The organism is Pseudoalteromonas sp. 5Ae-yellow (assembly GCF_014077565.1).
Taxonomy (GTDB): Bacteria; Pseudomonadota; Gammaproteobacteria; order Enterobacterales; family Alteromonadaceae; genus Pseudoalteromonas.
This window is the reverse complement of sequence record NZ_JACGWD010000002.1, coordinates 1-22,572: the sequence shown is the minus strand read 5'-3', so window position 1 is coordinate 22,572 and position 22,572 is coordinate 1. Positions and strand designations below refer to the sequence as shown.

The window sequence follows — 22,572 nt, the reverse complement described above, 5'->3', positions numbered from 1 at the left end:
CTTAGCTAACTTATGAAAGGTATCGAGTTAGTTACTCTTTTCGTTTGACGAATGGAGTGCTTTTTCTACATCAACACCTAAAATCAACACTCCAATATGACTATTATTATTATCTAAAACAGGAAAACTTAGCTGTACTTGAAAATGATGGGTTGATGCATCATATGTAACGCTATCAAAGTTATAGTCCTTTGACTGTTTAAATATTTTAGTAAACTTATTCTCATCCCCTTGCCAGTAATCACTGGTTAACTTACTTATTGCTATATTTTTTCCTTGGCTATCAGTCAATATAAGCTCAGTAACAACACCTTTAAACTGCGATTGCCATTTTTTAAATACCTTAGATAACGGTAAATCAAGCATAGTTAACGCATCAGCATGCCCAACGTGTTTACTTTCTTTTATCCATAGCTGGTCTCGTTTCATAATTTCAGGCTCACTCAAAGGAGACTCATTACTTATTTGAACTTCTTCGACTAAACTAGGTAAGTTTAATAAGGTTTTAGCGCTACTGTAGAGCCTATCAAGTATTTGCTTTTCTTCACTTTTTGATAGTGAAAATGGAGCTTGCGCACAAGTATTTATATTTTCATCGAACTGCTGCATAAATTCAGGAAGGCGTTTGATAAGTGAATGCGAAGCAAATAATCCCAAAGGTACATATCTAAAAAATTCTTTTTGGTACCCGTCTTTATTAATGCCTAGCTTAGAGGCTGCTAATTCAAAATCGTCTAAATCAAGTAGGATTCTATCAATCCGTTTATGGTGCATTACATTTACTATTTCTTCTAATGAATTTACTTCTACCTCAGCAATAATATTCTGAGTTTTAAACCAATTTGCTTGATAACTCCCTCTTACTGCACCATAACGCATTTTATTTTTTGGTTTATTAATGCTCTCTGGATGAGTAAACCAGTACCAGCTTTCTAAAAAAATAGGGGATGATATACGTCCATAAGCTTTCATTTCAGGCATTAAATGGGTTGTGAAATATCCATCTAAGCGCTCTAACTTTACTTCTCGACGTGCACGTAACCATGGCAAGGTTTGTAGCTGAAAAGGCGCTCCCATTTCAAATAAAATACACTCGACTTGGTTGACTGCATTATTAGGAGCTGTGGTGGGTAAGTTTGTCCCAAACTGGAGAGGCTCAGTTAAACCTAACAAAAGAGTGAAAAGATATGCGGGCATAATCCATTGCTAAATAATGTACAAATTAAAACAAGTATAGTCACGCATATTAAAAAAGCATAAATTTTTTTACAAAATTTTGTACATTATCAATGGCTTCAATATTTAAATCTATGATTTATTGCTATTAACTTATAAAAAGCACGCTTAAATATTTAAATTAATGCATTTATATCTAGGGTCTGTTTATCTTTGTGGATAAAAATTTGTTTAAACTAGGTGCTATTTAATTGCGGCGCAAGATTTATAAGCTAGTGTGCTCGATAACTGCTCCTGCGTTATTCTAATTGCTTACATCCATGTAAGAATAAGTAAAAACCGAGCAAAGCTTCCGCGCCCTGCTCACGCCCCCTACCCTGCATCTATGTAGGCAACCAAGAGAAAATAGCGCCTAGGAAGAATCTTTTGGGGGCTGTTAATTTAACCTTGAAGGTTCAACAGACCCTAGCCTTTTTATTATTGACCTAAAGTATACCGAGTCTTCACTTAACGACTAAAAACAAAGGAACTAACCAACCCTAGCGCTTAAATTTAGTTTCTAAAATTACAGAAGATGTTGTTCGCTCCACCCCATCAAGATTTCCTATATCGTCCAACAAATGACTAAGCTGTTCTAAATTTTGAGCTTGGACCACCGCAATTAAATCAAACTCACCACTTATGGCATATAGCTGTGAAATAGCATCAATTTGCTTAAGCTCAATGTTTGTTTTAGTCGTTAATTTTTGTCTTACTTTTATAGACACATGAGCTGATACCATTTTACTGAGGTAGTCGTCACCGTAATCAACGCTATAGCCTTTAATTACACCGGTTTCTTCTAATTTGAGCATTCGGCTCTGTACTGTTGAACGAGACAAGTCAAGCATTCGTGCAAGATCAGAAATACTCGCTCTTGCATTTGTTTTTAGTACAGAAAGTAGCTTTTCATCTTGTGGAGTTATCATAATGGTAATTTTCTTCGTTATTTTGACTTTTATTTTAATCATTTTCCACAAAATAGCACTGCAATTTTCACTGTCAACCTTCGATAATGGCACATAACAGAAATAATAACGTGTTTGCTGAAGAATAAAGGCTATATTCTTCTTTGAGTTAGCAACTAATCTTTTATCTAAGCCCATTAAATTTAGGTGTAAAAATGCAAGTAACAAGAGACTTATTTAACGACGTAATGGTACCAAACTATAACCCATCAGCAATTATCCCAGTTCGTGGTGAAGGTTCACGCGTTTGGGATCAAAATAATAATGAGTTCATTGATTTTGCAGGTGGTATTGCCGTTAACTGTTTGGGTCACTGTCATCCTGCATTAGTTAAAGCATTAAAAGAGCAAGGCGAAAAAATTTGGCATTTATCAAATGTTATGACCAATGAGCCAGCACTTCGTTTAGCTCAAAAAATAGTTGAAGCAACATTTGCTGATAAAGTTTACTTTGCAAATTCAGGCGCAGAAGCAAACGAAGCCGCGCTTAAATTAGCTCGTCGTTATGCATTGGACGTATATGGCGCTGAAAAAACGCAAATTATTGCATTTAATAAAGGTTTTCATGGTCGCACATTCTTTACAGTAACTGTGGGCGGGCAAGCGGCTTATTCAGATGGCTTTGGTCCAAAACCAGCTGACATAGTACATTGTGATTTTAACGATATAGCGGCATTTGAAGCGCTGATCAGCGATAAAACATGTGCTGTTATGATGGAACCATTACAAGGTGAAGGCGGTATTATTTCACCAACAGATGAATTTGCTAAAAAAGTACGTGAACTTTGTACTAAACATAATGCGTTACTTATTTTTGATGAAGTACAAACGGGTGTTGGTCGCACAGGCGATTTATACGCTTATGAAGGTTTAGGGGTTGTTCCTGACATTTTAACAACGGCAAAAGCATTGGGTGGTGGTTTTCCTATTGGCGCTATGATCACTCGTACACCTATTGCTGAGCATTTAAAAATTGGTACTCACGGTTCTACTTATGGCGGAAACGCACTTGCTTGTGCTGTGGCCGAAGCGGCATTTGATACAGTAAATACACCTGACGTACTAAACGGTGTTAAAGAGCGGGAGCAATTATTCCGTGACGGATTAAACGCAATCAACGAAAAATACAACGTATTTAGCGAAGTACGTGGTAAAGGCTTATTAATTGGCGCAGTACTAAATGACAAATTTGAAGGACGTGCACGCGACTTTTTAGTAGCCAGTGCTAATAATGGTTTAATGAACCTTGTAGCTGGCATGAATGTAATTCGTTTTACACCGTCTTTAATTATTCCGTTTGAAGATATTAAAGAAGGCTTAGCGCGCTTTGAAAAAGCAGTTAGCGACGTAGTAAACGGTTAATATAGTTTAAATTAGCACGCCTACAGGCGTGCTATTGGAGCAAGCAATAAATGCAAGTATTACGTCCTATTACTGCCAATGATTTTGACGCTCTTAAACAAATAGCGATTGAATCCGGTCATGGGTTTACCTCTTTACCTGTGGACGATACACAGCTTAAAGAAAAAATTGAACGTGCTGAAAAAAGCTTTGCCAAAAACATTAACCAGCCACTTGATGAAAGCTATTTATTTGTTTTAGAAGACAGTGAAACAGGTGACGTTATTGGCACAACCGCTATAGAAGCTGCGGTAGGTTTATCGGTGCCTTTATATCATTATCATTTGGGTAAAACAGTACACCACTCGCCTACTTTAAATGTATATAACACCGTTGATATTTTAAGCATGTGTAACGACTACACTGGTTGCTCAGAAATATGCACATTATTTTTGCGCGAAAATAGCCGTAAAGGCCTAACGGGTCGATTTTTATCACGTTCACGCTTTTTGTTTATGGCTCAACATAGCGAGCGTTTTGCCGATACTGTTATCGCAGAAATGCGCGGTGTTAGCGACGAAGACGGTCATTCTCCTTTTTGGCAATGGCTACAAGAGCACTTTTTTTGTATCGAATTTCCACAAGCGGACCACTTAGTTGGCTTAGGCGATAAGGTATTTATTAGCGAGTTAATGCCTAAATACCCTATTTATGTGAACTTGCTTAGTAAAAAAGCCCAAGCAGTGATTGGGCATGTGCATGAAAAAACAAAACCTGCGCTAAAACTATTAGAAAAAGAAGGTTTTGAGCACAGAGGCTACGTTGACTTATTTGATGCAGGCCCAACAGTTGAAGCAAAGCTTGGTAATATTCGCAGCATTCGCGACTCTCAAGTTTGCCCTGTTACGATTGGCGAGCTTGATCACATATCACAAAATAGCTCTGATACGCTGGCTGTATGTAATCAAGGCGTAAGTGGCTTTAGAGCAACATTTACCAAAGAAGCACATTACAATCATGCAAAACATACCCTCGTCATTAGCCAAGATGTGGCTAAGGCGCTTAATTTAAGCCAAGGAGATGCAGCGCGATTTTTCCGCCTGTAAATAATTTATGAATACACACCTAATTAATAATCAGTGGCATGTGGGACTTGGTCCAGCATTTGAGTCAATCAATCCAAGTAATGGCGATGTTGTATGGCAAGGTAATGGCGCAAACGCCCAGCAAGTAGATTCTGCTATAAAAGCAGCCAGAGCTGCGCAATTACAATGGGCAGACAAACCGCTTGAAGAGCGTATCGCCATTTTAGAAAAGTTCGCAGCACAATTAAAAGAACACAGCGAAGAATTTGCTACTATTATTGCACGCGAAACGGGTAAGCCATTATGGGAAACCCGCACCGAAGTGGGCGCAATGACAGGCAAAGTAGCTATATCTGTAAAAGCGTACCATGAGCGTACAGGTACAACCGAAAACCCAATGCCCGGTGCTAAAGCGTTTATTAGACACAAACCGCATGGCGTTGTGGCTATTTTTGGCCCGTATAACTTTCCGGGGCATTTACCAAACGGGCATATTGTTCCTGCAATTTTAGCAGGCAACACCGTGGTATTTAAGCCATCAGAATTGACTCCGCACGTTGCAGAATTTACCCTCTCACTTTGGTTAAAAGCAGGTTTGCCAGCGGGTGTTATTAACCTTGTCCAAGGTGAGATTGAAACAGGTAAAGCGCTTGCTTCTCATAAAGATATAGATGGCTTGTTTTTTACCGGTAGCTCAAACACAGGCCACTTATTACATAAACAGTTTGCAGGACACCCTGGCAAAATTTTAGCACTTGAAATGGGCGGCAATAATCCTCTTATTGTAAAAGATGTGAGTGATGTAAGCGCTTCTGTGCACGATATTATTCAATCAGGCTTTATTACCTCAGGCCAACGTTGTACGTGTGCACGTCGCTTATTTATTGAAAAATCAGCTAACGGCGATGCTATTTTAGAAAAGCTAATAAGCGCAACTAAAAACATAGTTGTAGACGACAGTTTTGCTACAGAGCAGCCTTTTATGGGTGCAATGATAAGCGAAAAAGCAGCACTGGGTATGGTTGCCGCGCAAAGTGAATTAGTCTCAAAAGGTGCACAAATCCTTGTTGAACTTAAGCAATTAAAACCAGGCACAGGTTTTGTAAGCCCGGGTATTATTGATGTAACAAGCATTACTGACATGCCAGATGAAGAGCATTTTGGACCGCTAATTAAAGTGTATCGTTATACCGACTTTGACAGCGCAATTATTGAAGCTAACAACACAAGCTTTGGTTTATCTGCAGGTTTACTTAGCGACAGTGAAGATGACTACACTCACTTTTTAAAGCGCATTCGTGCCGGTATTGTTAACTGGAACCGCCCTATTACGGGTGCCTCTAGTGCAGCTCCATTTGGCGGTATTGGCGCCAGTGGTAATCACAGAGCAAGTGCATACTATGCCGCCGATTATTGCGCATATCCTGTAGCATCTGTGGAGTCAGACAAAGTGAGCTTACCGCAAACCCTAGCGCCGGGCTTAGTAATTGAATAAGCAATAAAACCAAATTTTAGATTTAAGGACTTAACATGCATACTGATGTAAATACATTATTTGAGAACCTTTGGGAAAACTATTTAAACGTAACTCCATCGGCAGATAAAATTCATGACCTTTTAGGTTCAACGCAAAAAGATGACATCATTAACGATCATATTGCGCTGCGTACATTTAATATAGAAAAAGTGAGTCTTGAAAAGCTCGCCGCTCACTTTTTAGCAATTGGTTACAAAGAATGTAGTGAGTACCACTTTGAAGCTAAAAAACTTTACGCAAAACACTATGAGCATAGCGATCCTAATCAGCCAAAAGTATTTATCTCTGAACTATTAGTAGAAAAATGCTCGCCAGAGTTACAAGCCATCGTGACAGATATGGTAAGTCAAATTGACGAAAGTGCAGTTACAGCAGACAACTTTTTATATTCAGGCACGCATTGGCAAGTAAGCACCGATACTTACAAACAACTGCTAGCTGAAAGCGAATATGCAGCGTGGATGTCGGCGTGGGGCTACCGCGCCAATCACTTTACCGTAAATATTAATACGCTTGCTAAGTTTGATAACATTCATGATGTTAACCAAGCCCTAAAAGATGCTGGCTTTTCGCTTAATACGTCAGGCGGCGAAGTTAAAGGCTCACCAGAGGTGTTACTAGAGCAATCGTCAACACTTGCTGATGAATACTCTGTTACCTTTAGTGACGGTGATATGAGCATCCCTAGCTGTTTTTATGAGTTTGCTATTCGTTACCCTAAAGCCGACGGTGAGCTTTATACTGGTTTTGTTGCAGCCTCAGCTGACAAAATATTTGAAAGCACCAACGCTCGATAGCAAAACCTAAAGTACTTTATTTAAAAAGCCCGTTATGGGCTTTTTTTATGTCGGTAAGTTATGTTGATTAATTATAAAAATAACGGTTTATAATCGTTTTCTAACTTTTCAAACGACAAGTCGCCAATAAAACGACCAAAGCTCAACCAAGTTGCCAAACCGCGTAAATCTTTAAAGTGTGGTGGCACAAATTGTGGACTCTCTATTACACCTAAATCATGAAGCTGCGATATTAATCTAAAATCATCTATTGATATTTTACCTACCAGTAATAAAGGGAGTCTATCTATTCGACCAAGCTGTATTGCAACGCGTATTAAGTTATAAACCAATACAAAGCCTTTAATGTAGGCAATATCTTTTGTAAAAGGCAAACCTGTTGGCGTACTGCCTCTAAATACACGCTGCGCGAGTGTGTAGCTGTCATCTTTTGATAAACCTTGCGCTACATAGTCACGGTAAATATCTACAAACTCAGCACCATCAATTACCTTTGTAACAGCTTGAATACGATTTACTAATTTAGATAAACGCCTTGGGGTCGATTTTAATGTAATAATTTCGGTAAGGACCGCTAAGCCTTCTTGGGTAATAGTGGAGCTAGGTGTGCCTTTACTTAAACATGTTAAATACGGCTGTGCTAAACCATTTTGAGTGGTACCTACGTGTATCCACCCTTCGTGAACTTCTAAGATATCAAGTTCACGCTGCGAAAACTTAACATCTTGATTAAGCTTTATATTATTAGCACCTGCGGCTGCATCACTGACAATACCATCGCTAAGCATTACCTCTACATTTATGCCTGCCATACTGGCATTTACTTGCTCAGACAAAATACGCACTGCATCAACAGCATCAATATTTTTAGGGTCGTCAGGCAGTATGTCGGCTATAAGTAAATTTTGCAGCGGTTTATCTAGCATATTAGCTAGCTCAGAAAGTGAGGGCTCACCGGCATGAAATAAATCTTTAGGGTGACCAAATAACTCCACCGATAAGTCATGAAACTCTGGCGTTCCACGATACTCAAGCATACTTAATACTGTTTTATACTCTGTGCACATTTTTCCCATGTATTGAGCTATGGGATTTAACTGCCCCAATTGGTTAATAATGTTACGGTGCAAAGTAGAAAACGCTTGGCGTAACTCGCTAGGTACAAAACCAAGATCGCGCTGTTGATAGTATGCACGATCGATCAGTGGATTTTTTTGACATTTTTGTCTAAAAAACTCCTCTTTAGTTTGTTTATCCCAATTAATAGCATCGAGTATCCTAATTGGCGTTTGCAATGCAATTAATTGATCCGATAACTCACGAGTTTTTAGTAGTAACGCCTTGTCTATCATGCTCTAAGCTCAACAATAAATGAGTTTTGAGCATAATTTAAAAAAGCGAAATTACAAAGTAATATCACACTTTTTTAGCTATTGTTTTTAAGATGATCGACCCTCATATCTATATCGTATTAGCTTTTTAATAAAAGGTATAAAACATGAAAAACGAACTCGACAATAAACAGATTTTAGCCGTATATGAACGCATAATTCAAAAAGGTGAAATGACTGATGAAGGCAAACATTATCAGGGAGTTACTGCATATTCAGACGTAGACGGTTACACCGTATATCTACAAGGTAGCGGCGTAGAACTGCGTTTTGGTTTTCATAATACTTACCACCTTGACTACGAACATGAAAAGCATAAAGACGACTTTTTGAAAAAATTATATAACATTGCAAACGAGAGCTAATGCACCCACGAAAACTAAGACACCGCCCGACCAGTAAGCTCAATACTACTTTTATTAATCAAGTAGTAGAAGAGCTTAAAGCTAATCCAAGTAAAGTCTCTATTATTCAAGACAACCTAGAACAGTACCGTTCTCAAACTCATTTAAAGCGTGGTTTTTTACTGGCTATAGAGCGCTTTGATTGGGTATTTGAAGCAAGCAAAGATATTGATTTCATTTGCCAGCAAATTTTAGCTGATGACTACATTGGCAATAGACTAAGACGTTACCCCCTACTTTTTAAAGGCGTTATTAATAATGCCTGACCTTCAATACCAACCGCTTTAAAACGATAAAACCACAAATTTTACTCTCTATATAAATTTATTAGAGCACTAAGCAATTGCAGGTTTAGTGCGCTTTTGTATCAAAATAATACTATTAGTACTCTAACTATTATTGCACTAACGATTTTTACACATTTTATTCATTTATTGCTGTAAACAAATCATTACTATTATTTAATTTCAAAATTAAATTCACAAGCCTTTGTTTTAAATAAAATAAAACAAAGTAAAACCTTATCTTCTTTATCGCATTAGTTTCGCTTTTATTAATGATTAATCTACATTTTGGCATCTAGATATTTACTTCAGCCTTGAATTGTTAGAGCTATTACCTTAAGCTTATCTTTATTGAACGTTCAATTAATAAAAATTATGCCTAAAGTCGGAATGGAACCTGTCAGACGTCAGCAGCTAATTGACGCGACTATAGAGTCAGTTGCAACTAATGGACTACAAGGCACAACTATAAACAGCATTAGTAAAAATGCCGGTTTATCGTCAGGCATTATTAGTCATTATTTTGGTGGTAAGCAGGGGTTAATTGAAGCCACTGTTAGATACTTACTAACAAGCTTAAAACAAGGCTTGATAAGTAAAGTAAATAACCAAACGAATGCCATTGAACGTTTAATGTTTATTATCGAAGCCAACTTTGCGCTTGTACAACAGCGTAATGATACAACCCGAACGTGGTTAAGTTTTTGGGCGCAATCGATGCATGATGAAGAATTACACAGACTACAAAACGTAAACAGTAAACGCTTGCAAAGTAATTTAGCATTTTCTTTTAAGCAATTAATGCCTATTGAGCAAGCAAAGCAAGCTGCAGAACTTAGCGCCGCAATGATCGATGGCCTATGGTTAAGAGCAGTACTGAGTAAATCAGACAATAATCAGTTTAAACACAGTGAAAAGTTAGCAAAAAGCTATGTACTTTCACTTATCAAGCAATATGGAGCCTAGCGTGACTACACCTGTCTATCAAAATTTTATTAACGGCCATTTTCTAGCAAACCAGAGCGGCAAAACATTTGATGTAACAAACCCAGCAACGGGTGAGGTTATTTACGCAGTAGAAATTGCCGACGAATTTATTCAAAACGCAGCCATTGCCAGTGCAAAGCAAGGTTTTGCGCAGTGGTCAGCAATGACACCTATTGAACGTAGTCGTATTTTATTAAAAGCAGTGGCTATTTTACGCGAGCGCAATGATGAGCTGGCACTTGTAGAAGTACTCGACACCGGCAAACCAATGCAAGAAGCAAATTGTGTTGATATTGAAACCGGCGCTGATGTAATTGAATACTTTGCAGGCCTTGCGCCAGCACAAGTAGGCCAACAACAAATGGTTGGTGATGACTTTTACTACACACGTAAAGAGCCATTAGGTATCTGTGCGGGTATAGGTGCATGGAACTACCCACTACAAATTGCATGTTGGAAGTCGGGCCCTGCCCTTGCTGCTGGTAATGCATTTATATTCAAACCATCTGAAGAAACACCACTTGGCGCAATTAAACTTGCAGAAGTATTTGTTGAAGCTGGCGTACCTGCAGGTGTGTTTAATGTTGTTCAAGGCGCAGGCGATGTAGGCCAGTGGCTAACGCAGCATAGCGATATTGATAAAGTATCGTTTACGGGTGAAGTAGGCACAGGTAAAAAAGTAGTAGCGAGTGCTGCCGGTACGTTAAAAGATGTCACGATGGAACTTGGTGGTAAATCTCCACTATTAGTATTTGATGATGCCAACATAGAGCAAGCGGTTAGCGCTGCTATGTTAGGTAACTTTTATACGCAAGGCGAAATTTGTACTAACTGTACACGTATTTACGTTCATAAAAATGTATATCAGCAGTTTATTGATGAACTTAAAGCGCGCACTGAGAAAAACATTATTGCTGGCGACCCACAAGATTTAAATACAAACTTTGGCGCACTTATTTCTAAAAAGCACCAAGAACTAGTAATGAGCTACGTGAATAAAGGCATCGAAGAAGGCGCAACGCTGTTGACCGGTGGTACAACGCTTTCACCTAAATCTGCACCTAATGGCTATTTTGTAGCACCGACTGTGTTTATCGATTGCAATGACGACATGACTATCGTTAAAGAAGAAATATTTGGCCCTGTAATGAGCGTGCTTGTTTTTGACGACGAAGACGATGTTATTGCACGCGCTAACGCAACTCACCTAGGCTTAGCCGCAGGCGTATTTACTAGCGATATTAAACGTGCGCACCGCGTGATTCATAAGTTACAAGCTGGTATTTGTTGGATTAATGCATACGGTAACTCACCTGCTGAAATGCCTGTTGGCGGTTATAAGCAATCGGGTATTGGCCGTGAAAATGGTATACAAACTCTTGATCAATACACGCAAACTAAGTCTATTTATGTTGGTATGGCCGACATAGAAAGCCCATTTTAAGGCGCTCTACTATGAGTAATCATTACGACTATATTATTGTTGGCGCGGGTTCGGCGGGTTGTGTTTTAGCAAACCGTTTATCTGAAGATTCAAGTAACCGCGTGTTACTACTTGAAACTGGCGGTAGTGATAAAAGTATTTTTATAAAAATGCCAACCGCGTTATCTATTCCTATGAATAGTGACAAATATGCATGGCAGTTTCATACGCAGCCTGAGCCTCATATAGATAACCGTGAGATGCATTGTCCTCGAGGCAAAGTATTAGGCGGCTCGTCATCTATCAACGGCATGGTATACGTACGTGGCCATGCAAAAGATTTTGACGAATGGCAGCAACACGGTGCAAACGGCTGGGATTACCAATCGTGTTTACCGTATTTTCAAAAAGCAGAAAGCTTTTATCTTGGTGAAAATACTTACCGTGGTGGCAAAGGCCCGCTTGGCGTTAATAACGGCAACGAAATGAAAAACCCGCTTTACCGCACCTTTATCAAAGCAGGTGTTGAAGCTGGTTACGCGTCTACAGATGATTATAATGCATCGCAGCAAGAGGGTTTTGGCCCAATGCACATGACTGTAAAAGACGGCGTGCGCAGCTCTGCTTCGCGTGAGTATTTAGACCCTGTTAAATCGCGTAGTAATTTAACAATTATTACAGGTGCACTAGCACAGCGCGTGATTTTAGATGGTAAAAAAGCCACAGGCATTGAATACAAAGTAAATGGCGACGTTAAAACAGCACATGCTGCAAAAGACGTAATATTAAGTGCAGGCCCAATCGGCTCTCCACATATTTTACAACTCTCTGGTATTGGTGATACTCAATCGCTTGAAAAAGCAGGCGTTGAAGTACAGCATCATCTACCAGGTGTAGGTCAAAACTTACAAGATCATCTTGAGTTTTACTTTCAATACAAGTGTAAGCAACCTATCACGCTTAACGGCAAACTAGGCATTGTTTCAAAAGGGTTGATTGGTGCGCGCTGGTTATTAACGCGTTCGGGTTTAGGTGCAACGAATCATTTTGAATCGTGTGCGTTTATTCGCTCAAAACCAGGTGTTGAATGGCCAGATATTCAATATCACTTTTTACCAGCGGCTATGCGTTACGATGGTAGAAGTGCATTTGCAGGTCATGGTTTTCAGGTACATGTGGGGCATAACAAACCAAAAAGTCGCGGTAGTGTCACTATTGCTTCTGCGAACCCTGAGCAACCACCAACCATTTTATTTAATTACCTTGAACACCAAGACGATATTGAAGGCTTTAGAGCGTGCGTTCGCTTAACACGCGACATAATCGAACAAAGTGCCTTTGATGAATATCGCGATGAAGAAATTCAACCTGGTAAACATATTCAAACAGATGAAGAAATAGATGCCTTTGTACGCCAAGCCGTAGAAAGTGCCTACCACCCTTCTTGCTCATGCAAAATGGGTGAAGATGATATGGCCGTTGTTAATTCAAATACGCAAGTACATGGTATTGAAGGACTACGTGTTGTTGACTCATCTATATTCCCAACAGTTCCTAATGGAAACTTAAATGCACCTACTATTATGGTTGCCGAAAAAGCAGCTGACATAATTTTAGGTAAAGACCCATTACAGAAATCGGATGTGAATGTTGCCATAACAACAAACTGGCAAGAAACACAACGTAGTACGGAGATCTAACTTTAGCCACATGCTTAGGTTTAGTCTCGTCGGGCTAAGCCAATGCGTGCCTTGCAGTGGCACACGATGTAAATAGGTTACGTTGTGTTAATGCGAGAATAAAACAATAAAATACGGAGTGCTTATGAATTATTTTTATTCATTACTGGAGGATAACAATGACTATTTGGCTTAATGCAGGGATCATTTTTACCTTACTTGCCATTATCACTATTTTAATTAAATGGGGTAATGTTCGCGTAGTAGGTGTAACACCAGTTCGAACCTTTACGTTTATAGCAATACTATTTACTTCTGGCCTAGATGTTGGCCTTATCATGTTTCCTTTAACTGAGTTTGCAGGTTATGCAGACATAAAAGCAAGCCCAGAATACGCGTTTGCAAATCCACTGGCTATTGAGTTTGGCTACTGGGGATTTTTGATCTGGGGATTTTACTTTCTTACGTGCTTTTATTTCTGTGTAATAGAACCTAAAGTGAAATTTTTCGAAATTCCTTGGGTTAAATTTATCAATAACGTTGTAATTATTGGTACATGTGCATTTACCGCTTATTTGCTGCTTACAAACCTACCGTGGTATTTACCCGGACTAGGTGATGGAACAAGTATAGTTTCTGAATTTTACTTAATTGTGTTTGCGGCTATCTGTTTTGCTGTGTACTCAAGTACTGATATTAAATATGTACGTATTTTAAGTATTTCTACTACGTGGTTATTTTTAGCTTTAATCGCCTTTATGTGGGCTGGCGCATTTGTGATTGGTGATAGTCAAATGTCAGCATTTACAGATAACTTAGGCTCTATTGGTACTTACTTTGCAAACATTAATGAATTTGTTTTACCGCTTAATGATTACCATGAGTTCTACTTATTCTGGTGGTTTGCGTGGAGCATAATGATTGGTCAATTTACATCACGCTTTGTTGGTGGACTTAAAACATACCAAGTATTAGGTGCAATGTTAATATTTCCATCAATTCCGATTGCGATTTGGTTTAGTGTACTTTATCACTACCATGAAGCGGGCATTCCAACACAAGGCATTAAAAACTTTGCAATGGTATTTGTAGGTATTGTATTTGTAATTAACTCACTCGATTCGTTAGTGCGTTTATATACAGATAACCTAAACTTTACTGTAAAGCGTTTTGGTAAAATGAAATACATGATCGGAAATGTTGTTGCTCTATCACTACTTACACTATTGTTTAAATTAGAATTTTTACAAATTCAGTGGGTAGGCGCATTAGTTATTGGATTGTTCTTTATCTGTGCTGGTTTTATCGGATACAGCAAGTTTAAAACAGTTACAAACATAGACAGCTCACCAAAAGCAAACGAAATTGATTACACAAAAATAGACACAGTACACTAGGGATTAATAATGAATAACAAACTAAAACAACTTGTAGTAGCACTACCATTAGCACTTTTATCAACCACTGCAGCAGCTGATTGGTCAACAACAATCACTGCAGCGTCTGACTACACTTTTAATGGTGTAACACAAACAGATAGCGATCCTGCAATTCAAGGCAGCTTAGACTATGCCTTTGATAGCGGTGTTTACGCCGGTGTATGGGCTTCAAATGTAGATTTTGGTGACGACACTGACTTTGAGCTTGATGCTTATGTAGGTAAATATGTACAACTTGATGAGCAATTTAGTGTTGATTACGGTATTGCTTATTACACTTATCAAGGTAATAACAGCGATGGTAACTACGCTGAGGCTTACACTAAGTTTGGTTATGCAAGTGAGTACGGCCAAACTGAACTTAACTTTTGGTACAGCTGGGACTACTTTGGTTACGATACAGGGCATGTTATTTCGATGATTGCTCACACGTATGAGCTGGCTCCAAACCATGCACTACGTGCCAGCTTTGATATTTCAAACTCACTTGATGGTGATAAGTTTGAGTGGGATGAGAACAAGGGTGATAAATCATACCACCACTACCGCTTAGCATACCAAACAAGCTACGAAGGTTTTGGTATTGAAGTGGCCGCTGAAAACACAAGCTTAGATAATGATGCGTCTGATGAGCGTATTGTACTTGCTATTTCACGCACATTTGATTTTTAATACAATAATTACTGATTGCACAAAGAATGCCACTCTATTTAGAGTGGCATTTTTATGTGTAACTAACTAACAATATCCCAAGTACTTGTACCCGATGCTGAAAGGTTACTGGTGTTATTGCGTAATACTTTATTACCTACATTAACCGATGACTCAGGGCGGCTAACTAAATATCCCTGAACAGAGCTCACACCCATTTGTTTAACGAGTTCAAACTGCCCTATTTCTTCAACGCCTTCTGCAACAATTTTAAGACCTAGCTTTTTCCCAAGATCACTAATTGTATTTAATATATCGTTATATTTTTGGCTTTTATTGGCTTGTGCTATAAACGAGCGATCAATTTTAATAACATCTATTGGTAAATCCGCTAATGTACTTAAAGAACTAAAACCTGTACCAAAGTCATCAATAGCAATAGTGATACCCTCTTCTCTTAGCCTACTTAGCTCTTTAATAATTCTTGGACTGGCTTTAATGAAAGTTGATTCGGTAATTTCCAGCATTAAGGACGTAGCGGGTAAGCCGGTTTTTTTAAGTTTTTTCATTACCCAATCATAAACATCACGATGCTTTAGTTGAATGCCCGAAACATTAACAGATATTTTTACTTTGCGCATACCTGCATTGTACCAAGCAGCCATTTGCCGACACGATTCAAGCATAATCCAATCGCCAAGCTCTAATATTAAATTAGACTCCTCTGCTATTGGTATAAACTCTGAAGGGGGGATCATACCCTCAACTGGGTGGTCCCAGCGTGTAAGCGCTTCGAAGTAATCAATCATACAATCTTCAACATGCACAATTGGCTGAAAAGATAAGTACAAATCTTTACAAGCGACTGCTATGCGTAGCTCTTCGAGTAAATAATGGTAACGGCGCATTTTGTTACCCATTTCTGGCGAGTAAACTTTAAATATTCCCTTACCATCGCTTTTAGCTCTGTACATAGCTACATCGGCTAATTGTAAAAGCGCTTGGGGCGTTGATGCACTTTCTGGATAAGCCGCAATACCAATGCTGGCACTAATTTTTACTATTTTATTGCCTAGCACAAAGTCTTTTTCAAGTTCACTTAGCACGTGCTTTGCAATTTCAATAACTCTATCGCTATCATCAAGTAACTCTATAAAAATAGAAAACTCATCTCCTCCCAATCTCGATAAGTTTTGCTCTAATTGGTTAGCACTATTTATATTACTTAACTTATGGTGGCGCAAAACGTTTGTGAGTCGACTCGCAACCTGAACTAATATTTCATCACCAAAGCTGTGGCCAAACGAGTCATTTACTTGTTTAAAACCATCAAGATCTATAAACAGGAGTGCGCACTTCAGCTCTTCTTGGTTTGCGTGATTAATTTGCCTGTCGATATGCTCAATATAAGCATGGCGGTCAATTAATAACGTCAGTTTGTCTTGGCATATACTTGTTTGTGTTTGCTTTACATAATTATCAACATGTGTATTTAAACTATTTATTGATTGGCTTAAGCTGCTTACACCTAAGGGGTTCTCTGCTGGTTTTACTTGCAAATTAAATGCTGTTAGTAATCTATTAGCTTGACCGTTAAGCTCAGCTATTTGATTCTTATAATGACGTTTTCTACGCTCTCTGCGTAAGTACAGGCCAGAACCAAATATTAAGATACATAAAAGTAAAAAATTAATAGGTGATGTAAGTGTCATTATAATTAACTTACTTGAATCAGCGGCTACAAACTGAGTGTCAGTGGTTTTAATAAGCAATAAATCAGCTGTGGGCTGTTGGATTATATAGTGGCCATTTAATATCGGATTATACCAAGGAGCCATATCAAGAGAGGTATTCGTTATTTCGAAGCTTCGTATATCAATACTGGTGTGAAATAGATTTATACGGTTAATCTGATTCGTTAACCCTATATTTATGCAAAAACAAAATAGAATTATTATTAAGAAAATAAAACCAAGTGGTTTAAATTTATTCATAAAAAAATCCATCTATCTTATCTCTCCCTTCAACCCATTTCCAAAAGCGGAATATATCGCTTGCATTTAGTACTACGCAAGTATTGATATAGTCCTAAGCCATTAGCATAACAAAAAATCGTAACAACAATGGATTACCTAACTATATCTTGCATATAGTATAGGTGGGATAAACAAAAATAAACAAAAATAAACAAAAAGGTTCTAATTGTTTAAAATTTAATACATACCGTCAATAAGCTCTATAATTTTTTCTTCCGCATTTATAAATTTATCCAATCCACCACCCGTACGATAAGATGCTTGTGCTATTTTCTCATTCGTTTCAACATCTTTCACCCATATATTTGCGTATGCCATATAGAGCGCCAAATCCCAACGCCAATTTGCTACATAGTAAGCCACGGCATTACAACCAGTAATATCTGCATCTGGTAACTCAGTCTGGTAGTCTTGATGCTGCAATACATAATTAGCAGGAATAACTCGGGTTTGAACATCATGCTTTGCAAAACCTTTTTTCATTGCATCTAAAACACCTTCTTTAACAGCCTTATGCTCAGCGATACACACTGTTTTGGGCTTATTTGTTTCAAAGCGAGTAATATCTTGCTTGGCCGCACAACCTGCCAAGGTAGCAACCATTATTGCTGTAACCGTTATTTTCAAGGTTTTCATATCTATTCCTTTTTTATTTTTAATATTTAAAGCTGCCATGCATAGCTAACTTTTGTAAAAAATGTACGTTGATCTCGCTCAATATTTTTAAGAGAATCGTCTTGGTAACCTCTATCTGAGTAACCCAAATAAAACAACGTTTGTGCATTAATTTTATATGAGTAAACAAGCTGACTACCGTAGTCTTTATTGATTTGGCTAACTTGATAAAAGTAGGCGTTTTCGTCTCTATCAATGTCTTCAAATTGTAAAATTAATTTAAGAATTGAACGCATACTAAATTTATAATGAAGTCTAAAATCGACTAGGTTAGCAGTAAATACACGATCCCCTTGCGGATTATCTAATTGGCTGTAGTTATGTTTTACATCGAGTTGCCAATGGTCGTTAATGTCCCACACCACTTGGGTTTGAGTGTCAAACGCATCGCCTAGTTGCTCATTTGCATAATCAATGCGGCTAGCGTATTCAATATATAACGAAAGCTTTAAATCTTTAGTGGGTTTAAAACCGGTGTAAATAAAACCAATATTTTGATTATAAAAATTATCGTTATAGTTTTCATAACGGTGCACTAAACCAATTTCAAAAATAGATTGCTTTTGGCCTTTGAAGCTTAAAAAGCCTTCGTATTCTTCTTCAAGTAAGTCGCCGTTTTGCGCCCACGTTTTATCCCAGTCAGCTTCGTATGACCATGAGGTAAGTAAATCAGACTCATCTCTGTACCATGTTTGTCCACCACCAAAGCCTACTTTTTCATAATCTACTTTAGCTTGATAACCTAAATCAGTGCGATAGTCCTGCCCAATATTTTCATACGATGCAAACAATTTGTAATCACGTTTATCGCGCGTAAGTTCCAGGGCATATGCTTCATCTGACTGAGTTTCAGATAGATTATAATTTTGAATTAAAAATTCAGAGTTACGTGTATCAGCAGATGATACTTGATACAAAAGAGTGTCCGATTGATTAAACCAGTAGCTACCGTCCACTGATAATACAGTGTTGTGATAGTCATCACTTTCTCTGTGCGTGCTTGAAATACCAATAGTACCTTGCTGACCTAAGTCATATTGATAACGCCCAGCGGCCGCATTCGTTTTTTCATTTAAGCTTGCAAAGCCAGAGCCCTGATTCGTAGGCAGTAAAATATTACTATTGTCGTCATCAGCGAGCATCAAAGCATAACTATGATCACCCGTTTTACCCGTCAGCTTTGCACCTAAGGTAGGCTCTGCAATTGTACGCGTGTATAAAAGCTCAAATAAGCTGCTTTTAAAGTAAGAAGCACCATCTAAAAAGAAAGGTCGTTTTTCGGCGTAATAAATAGAAAATGTTGTATTTACATCGAGCTCTAAAGAGTCTGTTTCTACTTGCGAAAAATCTGGATTGATCGTCGCATTTAAAACAGCGTCCTTGGTTAAACCCCAACGCAAATCTAAGCCCACTTCGGTATCAATATCGCCGTTATCCCAGTTGCCCGGTAATTCAGATTTATTATCGTTACGAAGTGCGGTCAATGTAGGTGTTAATTGAATATTTTTACTCGATTCAATATCGCTAAAACCCACTAACTTATCAAACTGACAAAGGCTACATTTTATATTTCTATCAAACCCCATATTTGATAGCTGATATAAAACATCACGTTGATAGTTTCTCATGACTGAAAAACCCCACGTTAGCTCTTTTTCATTTTCAGGAAAGCGCAGTGCCTTAAAAGGAATACGCATTTCAACAACGTAACCTTTCTCGTTAATTTGCCCTGCGCTATCCCAAATAGCATTCCATGAGATATCTGAACTCCACCCATCGGTGTCGGTCATTCTTATATCGCCTTGTGCACCAAGGGGATTCACATGAAATTCATAACCACTGCGTTCATCATTAAATGTATCAATAACAAGAATAACTACGTCGTCTTCCCACAGCGTATCGCGGTCACGAAGTGATGCACGAATTTGCTCAGGGTTTGGATCCTCTGCAATAAAGGCAACATATAAGTTTGTGCCATCTTCGTAAATAAAAGCATCAGTTTTTATAGGAGGTGTGCCTTTTTCGTTAGGCTCATCTTGGTAGAGTAGAGGTATACGTGTAGCGTTTTTCCAGTGCGCTTCATCCATAACACCATCAATAGTGATATTTGAATCAATACGAGATAAGGGTACTTGCTGTTTACTAGCCGCTACATCAAGGCTTGAGAGTAATAAAACGAAACTTAAAAATAGGAAGGTAAACTTTTTTATTATAGTTATAAAGTACTGCATAAACATCCATTTAGACTGTAATTACTCATAGGGAGTAACTTAAGCTGGGGATTGTAATTTATCCAGGTACATTTGTTAATACTTTGAAATGAAAAATTAACTATTTAATGATAAAGGAGTAACTAATGTTACCCATCAAGTTTCGAGTAGTTTAAGCTTATTGTCTATGCCATTCCATACATCAGCGTCCTCTGGTGCAGGTTTAACCTCTGTAATGCGCGGCCAGACCAATGCGAGTTCAGCATTTAATTCTGTGAACTCTTTTTGAGATTCTGGTAGCTCATCTTCTTGGTATATTGCATCAGCTGAACATTCAGGGACACATAAACCGCAATCGATACAATCAATCGGGCTAATAGCTAAAAAATTAGGGCCTTCAAAAAATGCATCTGCTGGGCACACTGACACGCAATCGGTGTACTTGCATTTTATACAATTTTCGGTGACTACAAACGCCATACTATTTTAATACCTAAGATTTTAAACAACAGTTGTGGATCATACCCATCCACCCCAAAAATACAATAAATAAGTGCCATATCACCCTATTTTAACGTAAAATACGCGCCTTATGTTTGCACACCCATTGTGCCCTGCATTCCCTTATTGTGAGCGGTAATAATACCCCGCTATGACACCTAAAAGAGATATAAATGATACGTTTAACCGAAATAAAGCTGCCACTTGATCATGACGAAGATGCAATTGGTCAAGCAATTGTAAATAAACTAAAAATCCAACCAGAACAATTGCACAGTTTTAATGTGTTCAAACGTGGTTATGACGCACGTAAAAAATCAGCTATTTTACTTATTTATACACTCGATATAGAAGTTGATAACGAAGCCAAGCTACTCGCAGCATTTGAAAAAGACCAACATGTAAAAGTTGCGCCAGACACAAACTATAAATTTGTAGCTCAAGCCAGCGAAAATATAACAGAGCGCCCTGTCGTTATTGGTTTTGGCCCTTGTGGTTTATTTGCAGGCTTATTACTTGCTCAAATGGGTTTTAATCCCATTATATTAGAGCGCGGTAAAGAAGTACGTGAACGTACAAAAGACACGTTTGGTTTTTGGCGTAAACGCACACTTAACACAGAATCAAACGTACAATTTGGTGAAGGCGGCGCAGGTACGTTTTCAGACGGTAAGTTATACAGCCAAGTAAAAGATCCAAAACATTACGGCCGTAAAGTCATTACTGAATTTGTAGAAGCAGGCGCCCCCGATGAAATTTTATACGTAAGTAAGCCACACATTGGTACGTTTAAACTTGTTACCATGATTGAAAAAATGCGTGCTCGTATAATTGAACTTGGCGGCGAAATTCGCTTTAGCACACGTGTTGACGATATTCATTTAGATGATGGGCAAGTAACTGGCTTAACGCTTTCAAATGGCGAGCAGTTAAATACTCGCCATGTTGTATTAGCTGTAGGTCATAGTGCTCGTGACACGTTTGACATGATCCACAAAAAAGGCATTTATGTTGAAGCAAAACCTTTCTCAGTCGGTTTTAGAATCGAACATAAACAATCAATGATCGATGAATGCCGTTTTGGTACAAATGCCGGTAACCCTATTTTAGGCTCTGCCGATTATAAACTTGTTCACCACTGTGACAATGGTCGTACCGTTTACAGCTTTTGTATGTGCCCAGGCGGTACTGTTGTAGCGGCAACATCTGAAGAGGGCCGCGTTGTTACCAACGGTATGAGCCAATATTCACGAAGTGAGCGCAACGCTAACAGCGCTATTGTGGTAGGTATTTCTCCCGAGCAAGATTTCCCGGGTAATCCTCTTGCAGGTATAGACTTACAGCGCAAACTTGAAGAACAAGCGTATGAGCTTGGTGGTAGCAACTACGATGCACCAGCACAGTTAATTGGAGACTTTTTAAAAGGTAAATCATCAGAAAACTTAGGTGAAGTACAACCTTCTTACACACCCGGTATTAAGTTAACTGACTTGAGTAAAGTACTACCACAATTTGCTATTGATGCTCTTCGCGAAGCGATACCTGCGTTTAATAAACAAATTCGTGGTTTTTCTACTAACGACGGTTTATTAACCGGCGTTGAAACACGTACTTCGTCGCCTATCAGTATTAAGCGTGATAAAACATTCCAAAGTATTAACACTAAAGGGCTTTACCCAGCAGGCGAAGGCGCAGGCTACGCTGGCGGTATTTTATCAGCGGGTATTGATGGCATTAAAGCGGCTGAAGCGGTCGCACTGTCTATGTTAGAAAACGCTTAAACCTCTTTTTTAAGCTGTTTATCGAAAAGCCTCACTTTGTGATAACACCGATCAGTTAAGGTATTTTTGATCGGTTGACCGATCTTTTGGTTGCTTCACAATACCCTTATCATCTTTTGATTATGAGGGTATTTTTATGCTTAGTCATTGGTTACTTGATACAGATATA

General features: G+C 38.5%; 19 protein-coding genes. 12 read left to right on the top strand and 7 right to left on the bottom strand.

Annotated elements, in window-relative coordinates; all coding sequences use genetic code 11:
- Positions 1-27 precede the first annotated feature (27 nt).
- Together H4J63_RS00685 and H4J63_RS00680 are read right to left on the bottom strand one after the other, a co-directional pair.
- On the bottom strand, positions 28-1,197 hold the full coding sequence (locus H4J63_RS00685; RefSeq protein WP_182193799.1) for a cache domain-containing protein: 1,170 nt from the start codon (positions 1,195-1,197) through the stop codon (positions 28-30).
- Positions 1,198-1,715: 518 nt separating this feature from the next.
- Positions 1,716-2,144: an Lrp/AsnC family transcriptional regulator gene (locus H4J63_RS00680; RefSeq protein ID WP_002958609.1), complete on the bottom strand. Its 429-nt coding sequence runs from the start codon at positions 2,142-2,144 to the stop codon at positions 1,716-1,718.
- A 194-nt stretch (positions 2,145-2,338) separates the two neighbouring features.
- Here H4J63_RS00680 and H4J63_RS00675 point away from each other — a divergent pair, with 194 nt between their 5' ends.
- The 4 genes from H4J63_RS00675 to H4J63_RS00660 are packed head-to-tail and all read left to right on the top strand — an operon-like array spanning position 2,339 to position 6,942.
- A complete protein-coding gene (locus H4J63_RS00675) occupies positions 2,339-3,544 on the top strand; it encodes an aspartate aminotransferase family protein (protein WP_182193797.1) in 1,206 nt (401 codons plus the stop codon).
- A 50-nt stretch (positions 3,545-3,594) separates the two neighbouring features.
- Positions 3,595-4,629, top strand: a complete 1,035-nt coding sequence (gene astA, locus H4J63_RS00670; protein WP_182193795.1) for an arginine N-succinyltransferase — start codon at positions 3,595-3,597, stop codon at positions 4,627-4,629.
- Positions 4,630-4,636: 7 nt separating this feature from the next.
- Complete coding sequence (astD, locus tag H4J63_RS00665) at positions 4,637-6,103, top strand: succinylglutamate-semialdehyde dehydrogenase (protein WP_182193793.1); 1,467 nt, start codon at positions 4,637-4,639, stop codon at positions 6,101-6,103.
- Between the two features lie 35 nt (positions 6,104-6,138).
- Positions 6,139-6,942, top strand: coding sequence for a DUF1338 domain-containing protein (locus H4J63_RS00660; protein ID WP_165744721.1), 804 nt, complete (start codon positions 6,139-6,141; stop codon positions 6,940-6,942).
- Positions 6,943-7,013: 71 nt separating this feature from the next.
- Here H4J63_RS00660 and H4J63_RS00655 read toward each other — a convergent pair whose 3' ends face one another.
- On the bottom strand, positions 7,014-8,294 hold the full coding sequence (locus H4J63_RS00655; RefSeq protein WP_008169642.1) for a flavohemoglobin expression-modulating QEGLA motif protein: 1,281 nt from the start codon (positions 8,292-8,294) through the stop codon (positions 7,014-7,016).
- A gap of 146 nt (positions 8,295-8,440) precedes the next feature.
- Here H4J63_RS00655 and H4J63_RS00650 point away from each other — a divergent pair, with 146 nt between their 5' ends.
- From H4J63_RS00650 to H4J63_RS00620, 7 genes are all read left to right on the top strand, one after another.
- Complete coding sequence (locus tag H4J63_RS00650) at positions 8,441-8,698, top strand: DUF3081 domain-containing protein (protein WP_008169639.1); 258 nt, start codon at positions 8,441-8,443, stop codon at positions 8,696-8,698.
- On the top strand, positions 8,698-9,003 hold the full coding sequence (locus tag H4J63_RS00645) for a hypothetical protein (protein WP_002958617.1): 306 nt from the start codon (positions 8,698-8,700) through the stop codon (positions 9,001-9,003). Before H4J63_RS00650 ends, H4J63_RS00645 begins: the two co-directional genes overlap by 1 nt.
- Positions 9,004-9,411: 408 nt before the next feature.
- Complete coding sequence (gene betI, locus H4J63_RS00640; RefSeq protein WP_182193890.1) at positions 9,412-9,987, top strand: transcriptional regulator BetI; 576 nt, start codon at positions 9,412-9,414, stop codon at positions 9,985-9,987.
- Between the two features lies 1 nt (position 9,988).
- Positions 9,989-11,452, top strand: coding sequence for a betaine-aldehyde dehydrogenase (gene betB / locus H4J63_RS00635; RefSeq protein ID WP_182193791.1), 1,464 nt, complete (start codon positions 9,989-9,991; stop codon positions 11,450-11,452).
- 11 nt (positions 11,453-11,463) lie between these two features.
- Complete coding sequence (gene betA / locus H4J63_RS00630) at positions 11,464-13,131, top strand: choline dehydrogenase (protein ID WP_182193789.1); 1,668 nt, start codon at positions 11,464-11,466, stop codon at positions 13,129-13,131.
- 158 nt (positions 13,132-13,289) lie between these two features.
- Positions 13,290-14,507, top strand: a complete 1,218-nt coding sequence (locus tag H4J63_RS00625) for a BCCT family transporter (RefSeq protein WP_182193787.1) — start codon at positions 13,290-13,292, stop codon at positions 14,505-14,507.
- A 9-nt stretch (positions 14,508-14,516) separates the two neighbouring features.
- A complete protein-coding gene (locus H4J63_RS00620; protein WP_182193785.1) occupies positions 14,517-15,221 on the top strand; it encodes a TorF family putative porin in 705 nt (234 codons plus the stop codon).
- A 62-nt stretch (positions 15,222-15,283) separates the two neighbouring features.
- Here H4J63_RS00620 and H4J63_RS00615 read toward each other — a convergent pair whose 3' ends face one another.
- The 4 genes from H4J63_RS00615 to fdxA all read right to left on the bottom strand — a co-directional run bounded on the left by H4J63_RS00615 (position 15,284) and on the right by fdxA (position 20,601).
- Complete coding sequence (locus H4J63_RS00615; protein ID WP_182193783.1) at positions 15,284-17,194, bottom strand: bifunctional diguanylate cyclase/phosphodiesterase; 1,911 nt, start codon at positions 17,192-17,194, stop codon at positions 15,284-15,286.
- Positions 17,195-17,413: 219 nt separating this feature from the next.
- Positions 17,414-17,911 carry an Sbal_3080 family lipoprotein gene (locus H4J63_RS00610; protein ID WP_259365456.1) on the bottom strand — a complete coding sequence of 166 codons (498 nt, stop codon included), beginning with the start codon at positions 17,909-17,911 and terminating at the stop codon, positions 17,414-17,416.
- Entirely contained in the window at positions 17,899-20,142 is a 2,244-nt protein-coding gene (locus H4J63_RS00605; RefSeq protein WP_182193781.1) for a carbohydrate binding family 9 domain-containing protein, read from the bottom strand. Before H4J63_RS00605 ends, H4J63_RS00610 begins: the two co-directional genes overlap by 13 nt.
- A gap of 135 nt (positions 20,143-20,277) precedes the next feature.
- Positions 20,278-20,601, bottom strand: a complete 324-nt coding sequence (fdxA, locus tag H4J63_RS00600) for a ferredoxin FdxA (RefSeq protein WP_024599924.1) — start codon at positions 20,599-20,601, stop codon at positions 20,278-20,280.
- 194 nt (positions 20,602-20,795) lie between these two features.
- Here fdxA and H4J63_RS00595 point away from each other — a divergent pair, with 194 nt between their 5' ends.
- Positions 20,796-22,403, top strand: a complete 1,608-nt coding sequence (locus H4J63_RS00595; RefSeq protein ID WP_182193779.1) for an NAD(P)/FAD-dependent oxidoreductase — start codon at positions 20,796-20,798, stop codon at positions 22,401-22,403.
- The last annotated feature ends 169 nt before the right edge of the window (positions 22,404-22,572 follow it).

Coding starts and splice junctions, on each gene's coding strand:
- H4J63_RS00660 (WP_165744721.1), top strand. CDS start 6,139: ATGCATACTGATGTAAATACATTATTTGAGAACCTTTGGGAAAACTAT.
- H4J63_RS00685 (WP_182193799.1), bottom strand. CDS start 1,197: ATGCCCGCATATCTTTTCACTCTTTTGTTAGGTTTAACTGAGCCTCTC.
- betI (WP_182193890.1), top strand. CDS start 9,412: ATGGAACCTGTCAGACGTCAGCAGCTAATTGACGCGACTATAGAGTCA.
- H4J63_RS00655 (WP_008169642.1), bottom strand. CDS start 8,294: ATGATAGACAAGGCGTTACTACTAAAAACTCGTGAGTTATCGGATCAA.
- H4J63_RS00650 (WP_008169639.1), top strand. CDS start 8,441: ATGAAAAACGAACTCGACAATAAACAGATTTTAGCCGTATATGAACGC.
- H4J63_RS00680 (WP_002958609.1), bottom strand. CDS start 2,144: ATGATAACTCCACAAGATGAAAAGCTACTTTCTGTACTAAAAACAAAT.
- H4J63_RS00605 (WP_182193781.1), bottom strand. CDS start 20,142: ATGCAGTACTTTATAACTATAATAAAAAAGTTTACCTTCCTATTTTTA.
- fdxA (WP_024599924.1), bottom strand. CDS start 20,601: ATGGCGTTTGTAGTCACCGAAAATTGTATAAAATGCAAGTACACCGAT.
- astA (WP_182193795.1), top strand. CDS start 3,595: ATGCAAGTATTACGTCCTATTACTGCCAATGATTTTGACGCTCTTAAA.
- H4J63_RS00625 (WP_182193787.1), top strand. CDS start 13,290: ATGACTATTTGGCTTAATGCAGGGATCATTTTTACCTTACTTGCCATT.
- H4J63_RS00595 (WP_182193779.1), top strand. CDS start 20,796: ATGATACGTTTAACCGAAATAAAGCTGCCACTTGATCATGACGAAGAT.
- H4J63_RS00610 (WP_259365456.1), bottom strand. CDS start 17,911: ATGGCAGCTTTAAATATTAAAAATAAAAAAGGAATAGATATGAAAACC.
- H4J63_RS00645 (WP_002958617.1), top strand. CDS start 8,698: ATGCACCCACGAAAACTAAGACACCGCCCGACCAGTAAGCTCAATACT.
- H4J63_RS00620 (WP_182193785.1), top strand. CDS start 14,517: ATGAATAACAAACTAAAACAACTTGTAGTAGCACTACCATTAGCACTT.
- H4J63_RS00675 (WP_182193797.1), top strand. CDS start 2,339: ATGCAAGTAACAAGAGACTTATTTAACGACGTAATGGTACCAAACTAT.
- astD (WP_182193793.1), top strand. CDS start 4,637: ATGAATACACACCTAATTAATAATCAGTGGCATGTGGGACTTGGTCCA.
- H4J63_RS00615 (WP_182193783.1), bottom strand. CDS start 17,194: ATGAATAAATTTAAACCACTTGGTTTTATTTTCTTAATAATAATTCTA.
- betA (WP_182193789.1), top strand. CDS start 11,464: ATGAGTAATCATTACGACTATATTATTGTTGGCGCGGGTTCGGCGGGT.